The organism is Stutzerimonas sp. LR2, from assembly GCF_055755175.1.
The window spans coordinates 36,266-50,543 of sequence record NZ_JBVTRR010000007.1; the positions used below are offsets into that span (position 1 = coordinate 36,266).

Here is a 14,278-nt window from a genome sequence, read left to right on the forward strand (position 1 = left end):
GGCAAATGGCCGCGAAACAGTGTCTATGCTTGGAGAGTGGCCGCTAGTCGCGGCCGCTGCGGTATTCGGCATCGGCTGAAGCAGACGTCTGACAGGCGCGTGGTTGGCGATCCGCACGGGAAGGGTGGATCGATCGGGTGGTGAGGGTTCGCCTGCGAGACAAGGCTGCGACCGGAAAATAACCAGATAACCCGAGGTGACTGCCATGTGTGCTGCGTCCCTGTATCCCGTGTCCCCTGAGGCTGCAAAGCACTCCCTGACCGACGAGGCCGCTTATCGGGCCATGTATCAGCAGTCGGTGATCAACCCTGAAGGATTCTGGCGTGAACAGGCGGCACGGCTGGACTGGATTCGGCCCTTCAGCGAGGTCAAGCGCACCTCCTTCGACGACCATCACGTCGATATCAAGTGGTTTGCCGACGGCACGCTGAACGTGTCGGCCAATTGCCTGGACCGGCACCTGGCCGAGCGCGGCGATCAGGTGGCGATCATCTGGGAGGGGGACGACCCCTCGGAGCACCGCGAGATCACCTACCGCGAGCTCTACCAGGAGGTCTGCAAGTTCGCCAACGCCCTGCGTGGCCAGGATGTGCACCGCGGTGACGTGGTGACCATCTACATGCCGATGATTCCCGAGGCCGCGGTGGCAATGCTGGCCTGCGCGCGCATCGGTGCGATCCACTCGGTGGTGTTCGGCGGCTTCTCGCCGGAGGCATTGGCCGGGCGCATCATCGATGGCAGCTCGAAGGTGGTGATCACTGCCGATCAGGGCATACGTGGCGGCAAGACCATCGCCCTGAAGGAGAACGTCGACGAGGCGCTGACGAACCCGCAGACCCGTTGCGTGCAGAAGATCATCGTGGTGCGCCGCACCGGAGCGAACATTCGCTGGCACCCGCACCGGGACGTCTCCTACGACGACCTGATGCGCGTGGCTGGCGAGGTCTGCGCGCCGAAGGAAATGGGCGCCGAGGAGCCGCTGTTCATTCTCTACACCTCGGGCTCCACCGGGAAACCCAAGGGCGTGCTGCACACCTGCGGCGGCTACCTGCTGTACGCCGCGCTGACCCACGAGCGGGTCTTCGACTACCGCCCCGGCGATATCTACTGGTGCACTGCTGACATCGGCTGGATTACCGGTCATAGCTATCTGATCTACGGCCCACTGGCCAACGGTGCGACGACCCTGATGTACGAAGGCGTGCCGAACTATCCGGACGTCACCCGCATCGCCAGGATCATCGACAAGCACCGGGTCAACATCCTCTACACCGCGCCGACGGCAATCCGCGCGATGATGGCCGAGGGGCCGGCGGCGATGGAGGGTGCCGACGGTTCGAGCCTGCGCCTGCTCGGCACGGTGGGTGAACCGATCAATCCGGAAGCCTGGCACTGGTACTACGAGACGGTCGGTCGGTCGCGCTGCCCGATCGTCGATACCTGGTGGCAGACCGAGACCGGCGGCATCCTCATCAGCCCGCTACCCGGTGCCACGGCGCTCAAGCCCGGCTCGGCGACGCGGCCGCTGTTCGGCGTAGTGCCGGGGCTGGTGGACAATCTCGGCAACCTGCTGGAAGGCCCGGCGGAGGGCAATCTGGTGATTCTCGACTCCTGGCCAGGGCAGATGCGCACCATTTACGGTGACCACGACCGTTTCGTCGATACCTACTTCAAGACCTTCCGCGGCATGTACTTCACCGGCGACGGCGCCCGCCGCGACGAGGACGGTTACTACTGGATCACCGGGCGCGTCGACGATGTGCTCAACGTCTCCGGACACCGCATGGGCACCGCCGAAATCGAGAGTGCCCTGGTGGCGCATGCGAAGGTGGCCGAAGCCGCGGCCGTTGGCGTGCCGCATCCGCTCAAGGGCCAGGCCATCTATGTTTACGTGACTCTGGTTGCTGGTACCGAGCCCAGCGACACGCTGCGCCAGGAGCTGCAGCAGTGGGTCCGGCACGAGATCGGTCCGATCGCGGTGCCGGATACCATCCAATGGGCGCCGGGGCTGCCGAAGACGCGGTCCGGCAAGATCATGCGCCGCCTGCTGCGCAAGATCGCCACGGACGACTACGACACTCTGGGCGATACCTCGACGCTGGCCGACCCCGGCGTCGTCGACCAGTTGATCGCTGCCCATGAGGCGGTGAAGCAGCGCTGAACTCGCGGCGTCCGGCGAGCGGTCGACTCGCCGGGCTCATGGTCGCCTGGCAGCTTCGTTCGCGGACAAGTCCGCTTGCCACAGGCCCGCAGGGCGATGTTCAGACGCCGGCGGGCGGGCTTTTCAGATCGTCGTTGCCGGTGACCGTGGTGCCGTTGGTGGCAGCTGCGGCGTTGGCCTGCAGTTGCTCCTTGCTCGAGTCATAACGCTCGAACGGCATATGGTGCGAGCGCCCTTCGGCCATGCCCGCCTGTTCGCTGACTTCATTGAACACGCGCTTGGCCTCGCAGTGGCCGGTCACGCCCCGGGCAACGGCCATCCCGCCGATGCCCAGTTGCAGCAGGCCGCCGAGGCCACCACGGCGCAGACCCTTGGCGAGGAAGTACAGGCCGCCGGCCAGGGACATGGCGCGCTCCCAGCCGTGGACGTTCTGTTCGAGGTGCTTGGAAGAGTTGTTCATGGGGGGGGCTCCGACGAAGACATTCTCAATGAATGACTCTTGCCGGAGCCGCCTGTTCGCCACCGCAGGTCGGCAGGCATGGTCCGATCAGGCCATGCCGAACACCTTGAGCACAAAGGCGTACTCCAGCGCCACGTCCTTGAGCGCCTGGTAGCGTCCGCTCATGCCACCGTGACCTGCGCCGAACTCGGTCTTGAGCAGCAGCAGGTTGTCGTCGGTGCGGGTGGCACGCAGCTTGGCGACCCACTTGGCGGCCTCCCAGTACTGCACGCGGCTGTCGTTGTAGCCGGCCACGGCAAGCAGTGGCGGATAGGCCTGGGCCCGGACGTTCTCATAGGGCGCATAGGCGCGGATGCGTTCGTGCACCTCGGGCTGGTTCGGGTCGCCCCATTCGTCGTACTCGGTCACCGTCAGCGGCAGGTCGGCATTGAGCATGGTATTGAGCACGTCGACGAAGGGCACCTCGGCGATCGCCGCACCGAACAGTTCCGGGCGCAGGTTGAGCACGGCACCGATCAGCAGGCCGCCGGCACTGCCGCCGCTGATGGCCAGGCGTGGCGATGTGGTGTAACCGTCGGCCAACAGCTGCTCGGCACAGGCGATGAAGTCGTTGAAGGTGTTCGGCTTGTGCTCCAGCTTGCCGGCGCGGTACCAGGCCTCGCCGAGATCGCCGCCGCCACGCACATGGGCGATGGCGAAGATGAAGCCGCGGTCGAGCAGCGACAGCCGCGCGTGGGAGAACCAGGGGTCCAGGCTATGGCCGTAGGCGCCGTAACCGTAGAGGTAGAGCGGTGCGGGCTTGCCGAAGCTGTCGCGGCGGCCGACCAGGCTGATGGGAACCTGCGTACCGTCCTGGGCTGTGGCCCAGATGCGCCGACTTTCATAGGCGTCCGCATCGAAGGGGCCTTCCACCGGGGTTTCCTTGAGCACCTCCTGCGTGCCGTCGGCCAGGGTCAGCTGGCGGACCTGCGCAGGGCGATTCAGCGCCTCGTAGCGCAGGCGGATCACCGTGCTGGTGAATTCCAGCGAGTTCTGCACGTGCAGGCTGTAGGCCGCATCGGGCAATTGCAGGCGATAGGGTTGGACGCCCTGCGGTCGTACCTCGATCACCGGCAGGCCGCTTTCGCGCAGGGTCAGGGTGATCGCCTCGGCGTTCAGGCTGACATCCTCGAGCATCACCGCGTCATCATGCGGGACCAGCTCCTGCCAGTGCTCGCGGCCTGGCTCGGCCTCGCTGGCGTGATAAAGGGCGAAGTTGATGCCCGCCTGGTTGCTGCGGATCAGCCAGCGCCACTGGCCTTCGTAAAGGCCATGATCGGGGAAGTACTCGTGATCCTCCTGGCGCGGCGCCAGACAGGTCCAGCTGCCCTCCGGCTGGTCCGCCGACAACACCCAGGCTTCGCTGGTGGTCTTGCTGTGGGAAAGGATGACCAGCTGGCGCTCGGAGCTGGCGCGGTAGCAATGCACGAAGAAACGCCCGTCCGGGTCGTGATAAACCTCGCTGCTGTCCGTATCGCCAAGGCGGTGGCGGTAAATCTTGTGTGGGCGGTGGGTGTCGTCAAGCTCGCCGTAGAACAGGGTCTGGCTGTCGTTGGCCCAGGTCATGCTGCCGTCGCAGTTGTCGAAGGGCAGCTCGGTGACCGCGCCGCTGGCCAGGTCCTTGACGTACAGCCGGTAGATCTCGTCGCCCTCGCGGTCGAGGCTGTAGGCGAGCTTGCTGTGGTCCTGGCTGACGCTGAAGGCACCCAGCGAAAGAAAGCCGCCGCCGGCCAGCTCGTTGGGGTCGAGCAGCAGCTGTTCGGCGCTTTCATCGACGGTCAGCGAACCATCCAGCGGGCGCGGGCAGCGGTAGTGCCGCGGATACTCGTCGCCTGCGGTGGTGCGCTGGTAGTACAGCCACGGCCCCCACGGGGAGGGCAGTGACAGATCGGTTTCGCGGATGCGGCTCTTGATCTCCTGAAAGAGGGCTTCACGCAGTTCGGCCTGATCGGCGAGCTGCTCCTCGAGATAGGCATTCTCCGCCTTGAGATAGGCCAGCACGTCCTCGGCGTCGCGATTCTCCAGCCAGCGGTAAGGGTCGGTGCCGGTGTCGGCGCGGGCGATGGGGGCTTGGGACATGCAGTACTCCGGATTGGGTGGTGCGTTGGCCGCACATGGCATGCAACGAAATGCGGCAGTGTACCTGCTCGGCTGCGTCTAGGATTGACCCGGTTGGTACGGCACGGTTTCCGCCGGGCCGACCGCCGAGCAACGCGGCCATGGATAGGGTGAATGCAGGCGGATCGGCGCTGTCGATGATGACCGGGTAGTCGCGAAATGTCCGCTTGCAGGTCACTTTCGGTTAGGCAAAGCAGCCGATTGACAATGCTGCGCTTTTCCCCGAAGGTGTGCCGACCCAAATCAAACGGGCGTATGAATCGAGCGTTTGCCAGAGCAGATGCCGGTCACCCGGATTATCGTGTCGGTGGGTGTCGTTCGCCGTGAGGCGCGGTCGAGTCAGGGCCGAAGACGTGAGACACGTAACGTTCAGCTTCCATACCTGGAGATCAGTTGATGATTTACGAAGGTAAAGCCATCACGGTTAAGGCTCTTGAGAGCGGCATCGTCGAATTGAATTTCGACCTCAAGGGTGAGTCCGTCAATAAATTCAATCGCCTCACTCTCAACGATCTGCGCCAGGCTGTCGATGCCATCAAGGCCGACGCTTCGGTCAAGGGCGTGATCGTCACCAGCGGCAAGGATGTGTTCATCGTCGGTGCCGACATCACCGAATTCGTCGACAACTTCAAGCTGCCCGATGAAGAGCTGGTTGCCGGCAACCTCGAAGCGAACAAGATCTTCAGCGATTTCGAAGACCTGGGCGTACCCACCGTGGTCGCCATCAACGGCATCGCCCTGGGTGGCGGTTTCGAGATGTGCATGGCTGCCGACTATCGCGTCATGTCCACCACCGCCAAGGTCGGCCTGCCGGAAGTCAAGCTGGGCATCTACCCGGGCTTCGGCGGTACTGTGCGTCTGCCGCGCCTGATCGGTGTGGACAACGCCGTCGAGTGGATCGCCTCCGGCAAGGAAAACCGTGCCGAAGACGCCCTCAAGGTGCACGCGGTCGATGCCGTCGTCGCTCCGGAGAAACTGCAGGAAGCTGCCCTGGACCTGGTCAAGCGCGCCATCTCCGGCGAGCTGGACTACAAGGCCAAGCGCCAGCCGAAGCTGGACAAGCTCAAGCTCAACGCCATCGAGCAGATGATGGCCTTCGAAACCAGCAAGGCCTTCGTGGCTGGCCAGGCCGGCCCGAACTATCCGGCTCCGGTCGAAGCTATCAAGACCATCCAGAAAGCCGCCAACTTCGGCCGTGACAAGGCCATCGAAGTCGAGGCCGCCGGCTTCGTCAAACTGGCCAAGACCTCGGTTGCACAGAGCCTGGTCGGCCTGTTCCTCAGCGATCAGGAACTGAAGAAGAAGGCCAAGGCCTACGACAAGCAGGCCCGCGACGTGAAACTGGCAGCCGTACTCGGCGCCGGCATCATGGGTGGCGGCATCGCCTACCAGTCAGCCGTCAAGGGCACGCCGATCCTGATGAAGGATATCCGCGAAGAGGGTATCCAGATGGGCCTGGACGAAGCCTCCAAGCTGCTCGGCAAGCGTGTCGAGAAGGGCCGTCTGACGCCGGAGAAGATGGCGCAGGCGCTCAACGCGATTCGTCCGACCATGTCCTACGGCGACTTCGGCAATGTCGACATCGTCGTGGAAGCCGTGGTCGAGAACCCGAAGGTCAAGCACGCCGTGCTGGCCGAGGTGGAAGGGCACGTACGCGAGGACGCGATCATCGCCTCCAACACCTCCACCATTTCCATCAGCTACCTGGCCCAGGCGCTCAAGCGTCCGGAAAACTTCTGCGGCATGCACTTCTTCAACCCGGTGCACATGATGCCGCTGGTTGAGGTGATCCGCGGCGAGAAGACCAGCGAAACCGCCATCGCCACCACCGTCGCCTACGCCAAGAAAATGGGCAAGAGCCCGGTCGTGGTCAACGACTGCCCGGGCTTCCTGGTCAACCGCGTGCTGTTCCCGTACTTCGGCGGCTTCGCCCGCGCCATCGCGCACGGTGTCGACTTCGTTCGTGCCGACAAGGTGATGGAGAAGTTCGGCTGGCCCATGGGTCCGGCTTATCTGATGGACGTCGTCGGCATGGACACCGGCCACCACGGCCGTGACGTGATGGCCGAAGGCTTCCCGGATCGCATGAAGGACGATACCCGCACCGCCGTCGACGTCATGTACGACGCCAACCGCCTCGGTCAGAAGAACGGCAAGGGCTTCTATGCCTACGAGATGGACAAGAAGGGCAAGCCGAAGAAGGTCGTCGACCCGCAGGCCTACGAGCTGCTCAAGCCGATCGTCGCCGAGACGCGCGAGCTGTCCGACGAGGACATCATCAACTACATGATGATCCCGCTGTGCCTGGAAACCGTGCGCTGCCTGGAAGACGGCATCGTCGAGACCGCTGCCGAAGCCGACATGGGCCTGATCTATGGCATTGGCTTCCCACCCTTCCGTGGTGGCGCGCTGCGCTACATCGATTCGATCGGCGTCGCCGAGTTCGTCGCGATGGCCGACAAGTACGCCGACCTGGGCCCGCTGTACCACCCGACCGCGAAGCTGCGCGAGATGGCTGCCAACGGCCAGCGCTTCTACGGTTAATCGAGGGAGAGAGAATTCATGAGCCTGAATCCAAGAGATGCAGTCATCGTCGACTTCGGTCGCACCCCGATGGGGCGCTCCAAGGGCGGCATGCACCGTAACACCCGCGCCGAGACTATGTCCGCACAGCTGATCGACGGCCTGCTGGCGCGCAATCCGAAGATCGACCCGGCCGAGGTCGAGGACGTGATCTGGGGCTGCGTGAACCAGACCCTCGAGCAGGGTTGGAACATCGCCCGCATGGCGTCGCTGCTGACCCGCATTCCGCACACCAGCGCCGGCCAGACCGTGAGCCGTCTGTGTGGTTCGTCCATGAGCGCGCTGCACACCGCCGTGCAGGCGATCCAGACCAACAACGGCGACGTGTTCGTCATCGGTGGCGTGGAGCACATGGGCCACGTCAGCATGATGCATGGCGTCGACCCGAACCCGCAGCTGTCGCTGCACGCGGCCAAGGCGTCGGGCATGATGGGTCTGACCGCCGAGATGCTCGGCAAGATGCACGGCATCACGCGTGAAGCCCAGGACCAGTTCGGTTACCGCTCGCACCAGCTGGCATGGAAAGCGACTCAGGAAGGCAAGTTCAAGGACGAGATCATCCCGATGGAAGGTCACGACGAGAACGGCTTCCTCAAGGTCTTCGACTACGATGAGACCATTCGCCCGGAAACCACCCTCGAGGGTCTGGCCGAGCTCAAGCCGGCGTTCAACCCGAAGGGCGGCACCGTGACCGCTGGTACCTCCTCGCAGATCACCGACGGTGCGTCCTGCATGATCGTCATGTCGGCCCAACGCGCCAAGGACCTCGGCTTGCAGCCGATGGCCGTGGTTCGTGCCATGGCACTGGCGGGCGTGGACCCGGCGATCATGGGTTACGGCCCGGTTCCGTCGACCCAGAAGGCCCTCAAGCGTGCCGGTCTGACCATGGACGACATCAGCCACGTCGAGCTGAACGAAGCCTTCGCCGCACAGGCCCTGCCGGTGCTCAAGGACCTCAAGTTGCTCGACAAGATGGAAGAGAAGGTCAACCTGCACGGCGGTGCCATCGCCCTGGGTCACCCGTTCGGCTGCTCCGGTGCGCGTATCTCCGGCACCCTGCTGAACGTGATGAAGCAGAACAACGGTACGCTCGGTGTCGCCACCATGTGTATCGGTCTGGGCCAGGGGATCAGTACGGTCTTCGAACGCGTCTAACAGACAGATGCAAATGACTGCGCTAGGCTGACAGCCAATCTCGCGACTGAGCGGGAATATGATTGTCAGCCGGTGCATGGAAGCCGGGGCCTGGTGCCCCGGTTTTTCTTTTTTGTATTTGTGTGGAGGTAGGCATGCAGTTGCAGCCGGGGCGTTATCGCCATTACAAGGGGCCGGAGTATCGCGTATTCGCCGTGGCCCGGCACTCCGAGACGGAGGAGCTGGTGGTGTTCTACCAGGCGCTGTATGGCGAGCGCGGACTCTGGGTGCGGCCACTGTCGATGTTTACCGAGACGGTCGAGGTCAACGGTGAAACGGTGCCGAGGTTCGCGCTGATCGAAGCCGAGCCCAGCGTTTTTCGGGATTGAGCTGGCACAGGGCTACCAGTGCCGCGCTTGACCTCAGCTCCATCGCCACTATATATAGCGGTGCTTTTTAGACAGAGCGCTAACCCCGGCGTCCGGTTCATGGCCTCGAATCGTCGCTCTGGTCCGCGCCAGGCCGAGCCGAGCAGGAATATCCTGCAGAGCCGCCCCGTTCGCAAAACGCGCACGAACGTTCGCTGATGCCTTGCCGATTACCGACGGCACGGGTATTCAAACTGCCGGAGGCGCCGCCTCTGTTCACCTCTAGATTCAGGAACTCTCCTCTCCATGGGTAAATCGCTGGTCATCGTGGAATCACCGGCCAAGGCCAAGACAATCAACAAGTATTTGGGCAACCAGTACGTGGTGAAGTCGAGTATCGGCCACATCCGCGACCTTCCCACCAGCGGCTCGGCCAACAAGGAGCCGGTCAAGCGCGGCAAGGCTGCGGCGGCCGAAGCGCCTGCGCTGTCGCCCAAGGAGAAGGCCAAGCGTCAACTGATCGCGCGCATGGGCGTCGATCCGGAACATGGCTGGAAGGCCAAGTACGAGATCCTGCCCGGCAAGGAAAAGGTCATCGAGGAGCTGCGCCGCCTGGCCAAGGAAGCCGACACCATCTATCTCGCGACCGACTTGGATAGAGAAGGGGAGGCCATCGCCTGGCACCTGCGTGAATCCATCGGTGGCGATGACAGCCGTTACAAGCGCGTGGTGTTCAACGAGATCACCAAGAAGGCGATTCAGGAGGCCTTTTCCCAACCGGGCGAGCTCGATCTGAATCGCGTCAACGCCCAGCAGGCGCGGCGCTTCCTCGATCGGGTGGTTGGCTACATGGTTTCGCCGCTGCTCTGGGCGAAGATCGCCCGCGGCCTGTCTGCCGGTCGCGTGCAGTCGGTGGCGGTGAAACTGGTGGTCGAGCGCGAGCGCGAGATCCGCGCCTTCGTCCCGGAAGAATACTGGGAAGTTCATGCCGACCTGGCGACTGCCCAGCAGGCCAAGGTGCGCTTCGAAGTCGCCCGCGAGAAGGGCGAGGCGTTCAAGCCGCTGAACGAGGCGCAGGCCAATGCTGCGCTGGAGAAGCTCAAGGGCGCCAGCTACAGCGTGACCAAGCGTGAGGACAAGCCGACCAGCAGCAAGCCTTCGGCGCCCTTCATCACCTCGACCCTGCAGCAGGCGGCGAGCAATCGCCTCGGCTTCGGCGTGAAGAAGACCATGATGATGGCCCAGCGCTTGTACGAAGCCGGTTACATCACCTACATGCGTACCGACTCGACCAACCTGTCGGCCGACGCCATCAGCATGGTGCGCGGTTTCATCGAAGGCGAGTTCGGTAACAAGTACCTGCCCGAAAAGCCGAACCTGTATTCGAGCAAGGAGGGCGCCCAGGAAGCGCACGAGGCGATTCGCCCGTCCGATGTCAACCTGCGGCCGAACCAGCTGTCCGGCATGGAGCGCGATGCCGAGCGCCTGTATGAGCTGATCTGGCGCCAATTCGTCGCCTGCCAGATGCCGCCGGCGCAGTACCTGTCCACCAGCGTGACGGTCGAGGCCGGTGACTTCGAGCTGCGTGCCAAGGGGCGCATCCTCAAGTTCGACGGCTACACCAAGGTCATGCCGCAGCAGAGCAAGGCTGGCGAGGACGACGTGCTGCCGGAAATGAGCAAGGGCGACGCCATGAAGCTGCTCAAGCTCGACCCGAGCCAGCACTTCACCAAGCCGCCGGCCCGCTATTCCGAAGCCAGTCTGGTCAAGGAGATGGAGAAGCGCGGCATCGGCCGGCCATCCACCTATGCGGCGATCATTTCCACCATCCAGGATCGGGGCTACGTCTCGCTGCACAATCGCCGTTTCTACTCGGAAAAGATGGGCGACATCGTCACCGAACGCCTCTCCGAGAGTTTCAACAACCTGATGGACTATGGCTTCACCGCTGGCATGGAAGAGCATCTGGACGACGTCGCCCAGGGCGAGCGCGACTGGAAGCATGTGCTGGACGAGTTCTACGGTGATTTCCGCAAGAAGCTCGAGGTCGCCGAGTCCAGCGAGAATGGCATGCGTGCCAACCAGCCGACCCTGACGGACATCCCGTGCAAGGTCTGCGGCCGGCCGATGATGATCCGCACCGCGTCCACCGGCGTGTTCCTTGGTTGTTCCGGCTACAGCCTGCCGCCGAAGGAGCGCTGCAAGTCCACGGTGAACCTCATTCCGGGTGACGAGATCGCCGCGGATGACGAGGGTGAGTCCGAATCCCGCGTGCTGCTGGGCAAGCATCGCTGCCCGATCTGCAGCACCGCGATGGATGCCTACCTGCTCGACGAGACGCACAAGCTGCACATCTGCGGCAACAACCCGGACTGCTCCGGCTACGAGATCGAGGAAGGTCAGTACCGTATCAAGGGGTACGAGGGGCCAAGCCTGGAATGCGACAAGTGCGGCAGCGAGATGCAGCTCAAGACCGGTCGTTTCGGCAAGTTCTTCGGCTGCACCAATGCCGAATGCAAGAACACCCGCAAGCTGCTGAAGAATGGCGAGCCGGCGCCGCCGAAGATGGATGCGGTGAAGATGCCGGAGCTCAAGTGCGAGAAGGTCGACGATACCTACGTACTGCGCGATGGCGCTTCCGGGTTGTTCCTGGCTGCCAGCCAGTTCCCGAAGAATCGCGAGACCCGCGCGCCGTTGGTGCGAGAGCTGATTCCCCACAAGGACGAGATCGATCCCAAGTACCACTTCCTGCTCCAGGCACCGCAGCAGGACCCGGACGGCCGCCCGGCGGTGATCCGCTTCAGCCGCAAGACCAAGGAGCAGTACGTGCAGAGCGAAGTGGATGGCAAGCCCACCGGCTGGAAGGCGTTCTACGACGGCGGCAAGTGGCAGGTCGAAGACAAGCGCTGATCCTGGCTCGACCGACTCGCCAGGCGAGTCGGTCGGGTTGATTGCCTCACGCCCACGCCGTCTGTTCGTCGTTCGCTCTGGTGCGGCGTTCGTCGAAGGTCCATTCTCTGCACATTCTCTTCCGGAGAGCATGCCATGGCTCACGAGCTCTACACCCGTACCAACCAGAAGATCTTCTTTGCAGGCCTCTCGCTGGAAAGCTGGCGCAAGGCCGAAGAGACTGCCTCGATGAACTCTCAGGGGCTTATCCAGGCCGAGCGCGAGGCGTGTCTGTTTCACCTGTACGGCGCGTTGCTCGGCCTTTGCCACGAGATCGCCGGCTACTATCGCTCGCCGGGCGCCGATGCGCCGGTGGTGGAGGCGTTCCTGACGCGCAGCGTTCTAGAGGCCGCGCCGAGTCCGGAGCTCGCCGAGCTGCTGGAACTGTCGGAACAGCCGAGTACCTGGCTCGGGCAGTTGCTGGCCGCCTATCGTCAGCTGTTCCAGCCGCCGCGCGCCCCGGCCAAGGCCAAGACCGATCCGCGGCAGCCATTGATCGAGGCGGTCACCGTCGAGGACGAGACTCCGCCGCTGACCCGCGCCGAGCTGGAAGCGTGGCGGCAGAACCTCAAGGGGCTGGCGCTGCGCTTTCGCGAATCGCTCACTGAGTGGTAACCGGCGACGCCGGGCTAATGGCGATGCCTGATGCGCAGGACCAGGGCGATGCCGCCCAGAATCGCGGTGCCGGCCAACAGTAGCGTTGTGGTCATCGCTTCGCCCAGCAGCACGGCACCGGCAATGGCCGCCAGTAGCGGAACGCTGAGTTGCACGCTGGCGGCCTGTATCGCCGCCAGACCGGGCAGGGCGGCGTACCAGATGGCATAGCCGACCCCTGACGTCAGCGCCCCGGAAAGCAGCGCGTAGGCCACGCCCGGCCAATCCCACGTCTGCTGGCCCAGCGAAAGCAGGCAGAGCACCGCCGCCAATGGAACCGCCCGGAGAAAATTACCCGCAGTGGCTGCAAGCGGTGTGGCTGCACCACGTCCACGGAGCGAATAGACGCCCCAGGCGATGCCGGACAGGATCATCAGCAAAGCGCCATCCAAGGGCGGGGTGCTGCTCCCCGGGAGCAGCAGGATCACCAATCCACTGACCGCCAGCAGCAGGCCGGCGAGCTGCCCGGCGCTGAAACGCTCGCCTCTCAGCAAGCCCCAGGCAAGCATGCTCAGCTGTACGGCACCGAACAGCAGCAGTGCGCCGGCGCCAGCGTCCAGGTCGATATAGGCAAAGGAAAAACAGGCCGCGTAGACGAACAGCGCCATGGCACCGACCCAGTCACCCCCTAGGGGCTGGTCGGCCCTGTCGACGCGCAACAGCAGCCATAGAGTGAGCGCTCCGGCGACTATCCGCAGGCCGGTGAAGCTGGCTGGATCGATGGCGGTGTCCCGCAGCGCGATCCGACAGAGGATCGAGTTGCCGGCGAACGCCAGCATGGCCAGAGCGGTGAGCAGCAAGGTGCGGGTGGTCATGCACGATTCCTTGTCCCGGCGCAGAGATGCGCGCGCTTTTTTCAGCGCATGCTACGTTGCCGATCCGCCTTGGGCACGTCATTTTCGGGGCGCAACGCACGAGGTGTGCGCCCAGCAGCGCGCCGGACTGGTGGCCTGAAGCGCCAAAGGCTGCCGCGACGGCGACCGGCTGCTACAATGGCGGCCTTTCACGCGGAGCTGATCCATGCCTACATCTTTTCTGGAAATCGTCGAGCTACCAGACGGGCGCATCGTGCTTCGTCGTGCCGAGGACGAAGAGGTGTTGGTCACGCTCGACTTTTCCGACGACGCCAAGCTCTTCCTGCAGGGGCAGCATGTGGAGATTGCCAAGGCGATGTTTAATGTTGGCGTTCAGATGGCGGGTCGGATGACAGAAGGCGATTTCGACCACGATGCAGACGAGCCGCGCGTTCTGCACTGAGCGCAGCTGCTCCGGGGCTCGGCCTTCACTTCACAACAGGCAGCACGTCCTTGTGCCCGCCGCCACTCAACAACCCAGACGAATGTTCAGGCTCTGCGCCCCGCCCAGGCTGGCGGCGTTGCGCAGCTTGCTGCGTGTCGCGTCGTCGATCTGGCCGAGCCAGCTGATGACGGTATGGCTGCAGCCGGACGCCAGCGCCTTGCACGCGAGTTCCAGCGCGCCTTCCGCGTTGCGTGGTTGCAGCAGGATGATGCGCTCGCGGTTCAGGCCGCACTTGCGCAGGAAGCTCTGTGAAAGGAAGGCGGGCGGCGCGATCAGTGTCAGCCAGCGGCTGTCCGTCGCGTCGCCGAGTTCGCGCAGGATCGGCGTGAGCAGCAGATGGCAGTGCTGACTGCTGCCGCTGAGGCTCAACTCGCTCAGGTGATCCTTTTTCTCCTGCTCGGGTTTGCTGCGCGGTGCAAGGCTGCCGAAAGGTGCCAGGCTTTGTGCGATGACACCGTCGAACAGCGATAGTTGGGGCCGGGAAGTGCTGGTCTGGTACTGCATAACCTTCTC

The 14,278-nt window shown here is 63.9% G+C and carries 11 protein-coding genes; 7 read left to right on the plus strand and 4 right to left on the minus strand.

All coding sequences use genetic code 11. From position 1 onward, the window contains the following. The first annotated feature begins 205 nt into the window (after nucleotides 1-205). A complete protein-coding gene (gene acs, locus ACVRRC_RS20970; protein ID WP_472997472.1) occupies nucleotides 206-2,161 on the plus strand; it encodes an acetate--CoA ligase in 1,956 nt (651 codons plus the stop codon). 100 nt (nucleotides 2,162-2,261) lie between these two features. On the opposite strand, the gene ACVRRC_RS20975 is transcribed toward acs, so the two are convergent. Further along, entirely contained in the window at nucleotides 2,262-2,621 is a 360-nt protein-coding gene (locus ACVRRC_RS20975; protein WP_053527386.1) for a YgaP-like transmembrane domain, read from the minus strand. An 87-nt stretch (nucleotides 2,622-2,708) separates the two neighbouring features. Further along, nucleotides 2,709-4,739, minus strand: a complete 2,031-nt coding sequence (locus ACVRRC_RS20980; protein ID WP_472997473.1) for a S9 family peptidase — start codon at nucleotides 4,737-4,739, stop codon at nucleotides 2,709-2,711. A gap of 435 nt (nucleotides 4,740-5,174) precedes the next feature. On the opposite strand from ACVRRC_RS20980, the gene fadB reads away from it, so the two are divergent. The 5 genes from fadB (at nucleotide 5,175) to ACVRRC_RS21005 (ending at nucleotide 12,427) form a co-directional block, all read left to right on the plus strand. After that, nucleotides 5,175-7,322, plus strand: coding sequence for a fatty acid oxidation complex subunit alpha FadB (fadB, locus tag ACVRRC_RS20985; protein ID WP_011912881.1), 2,148 nt, complete (start codon nucleotides 5,175-5,177; stop codon nucleotides 7,320-7,322). Between the two features lie 18 nt (nucleotides 7,323-7,340). Continuing rightward, complete coding sequence (fadA, locus tag ACVRRC_RS20990; RefSeq protein WP_472997474.1) at nucleotides 7,341-8,516, plus strand: acetyl-CoA C-acyltransferase FadA; 1,176 nt, start codon at nucleotides 7,341-7,343, stop codon at nucleotides 8,514-8,516. Between the two features lie 134 nt (nucleotides 8,517-8,650). Beyond that, nucleotides 8,651-8,884, plus strand: a complete 234-nt coding sequence (locus ACVRRC_RS20995) for a DUF1653 domain-containing protein (RefSeq protein ID WP_256517170.1) — start codon at nucleotides 8,651-8,653, stop codon at nucleotides 8,882-8,884. Nucleotides 8,885-9,169: 285 nt separating this feature from the next. After that, nucleotides 9,170-11,773, plus strand: a complete 2,604-nt coding sequence (gene topA, locus ACVRRC_RS21000; RefSeq protein ID WP_125460479.1) for a type I DNA topoisomerase — start codon at nucleotides 9,170-9,172, stop codon at nucleotides 11,771-11,773. 135 nt (nucleotides 11,774-11,908) lie between these two features. Further along, entirely contained in the window at nucleotides 11,909-12,427 is a 519-nt protein-coding gene (locus ACVRRC_RS21005; RefSeq protein ID WP_011912885.1) for a DUF6586 family protein, read from the plus strand. 14 nt (nucleotides 12,428-12,441) lie between these two features. On the opposite strand, the gene ACVRRC_RS21010 is transcribed toward ACVRRC_RS21005, so the two are convergent. Beyond that, complete coding sequence (locus ACVRRC_RS21010; RefSeq protein ID WP_011912886.1) at nucleotides 12,442-13,281, minus strand: DMT family transporter; 840 nt, start codon at nucleotides 13,279-13,281, stop codon at nucleotides 12,442-12,444. 205 nt (nucleotides 13,282-13,486) lie between these two features. On the opposite strand from ACVRRC_RS21010, the gene ACVRRC_RS21015 reads away from it, so the two are divergent. Beyond that, nucleotides 13,487-13,723 carry a hypothetical protein gene (locus ACVRRC_RS21015; protein ID WP_011912887.1) on the plus strand — a complete coding sequence of 79 codons (237 nt, stop codon included), beginning with the start codon at nucleotides 13,487-13,489 and terminating at the stop codon, nucleotides 13,721-13,723. Between the two features lie 66 nt (nucleotides 13,724-13,789). Here ACVRRC_RS21015 and sulA read toward each other — a convergent pair whose 3' ends face one another. After that, nucleotides 13,790-14,269, minus strand: a complete 480-nt coding sequence (sulA, locus tag ACVRRC_RS21020; protein ID WP_011912888.1) for an SOS-induced cell division inhibitor SulA — start codon at nucleotides 14,267-14,269, stop codon at nucleotides 13,790-13,792. Between the last annotated feature and the right edge of the window lie 9 nt (nucleotides 14,270-14,278).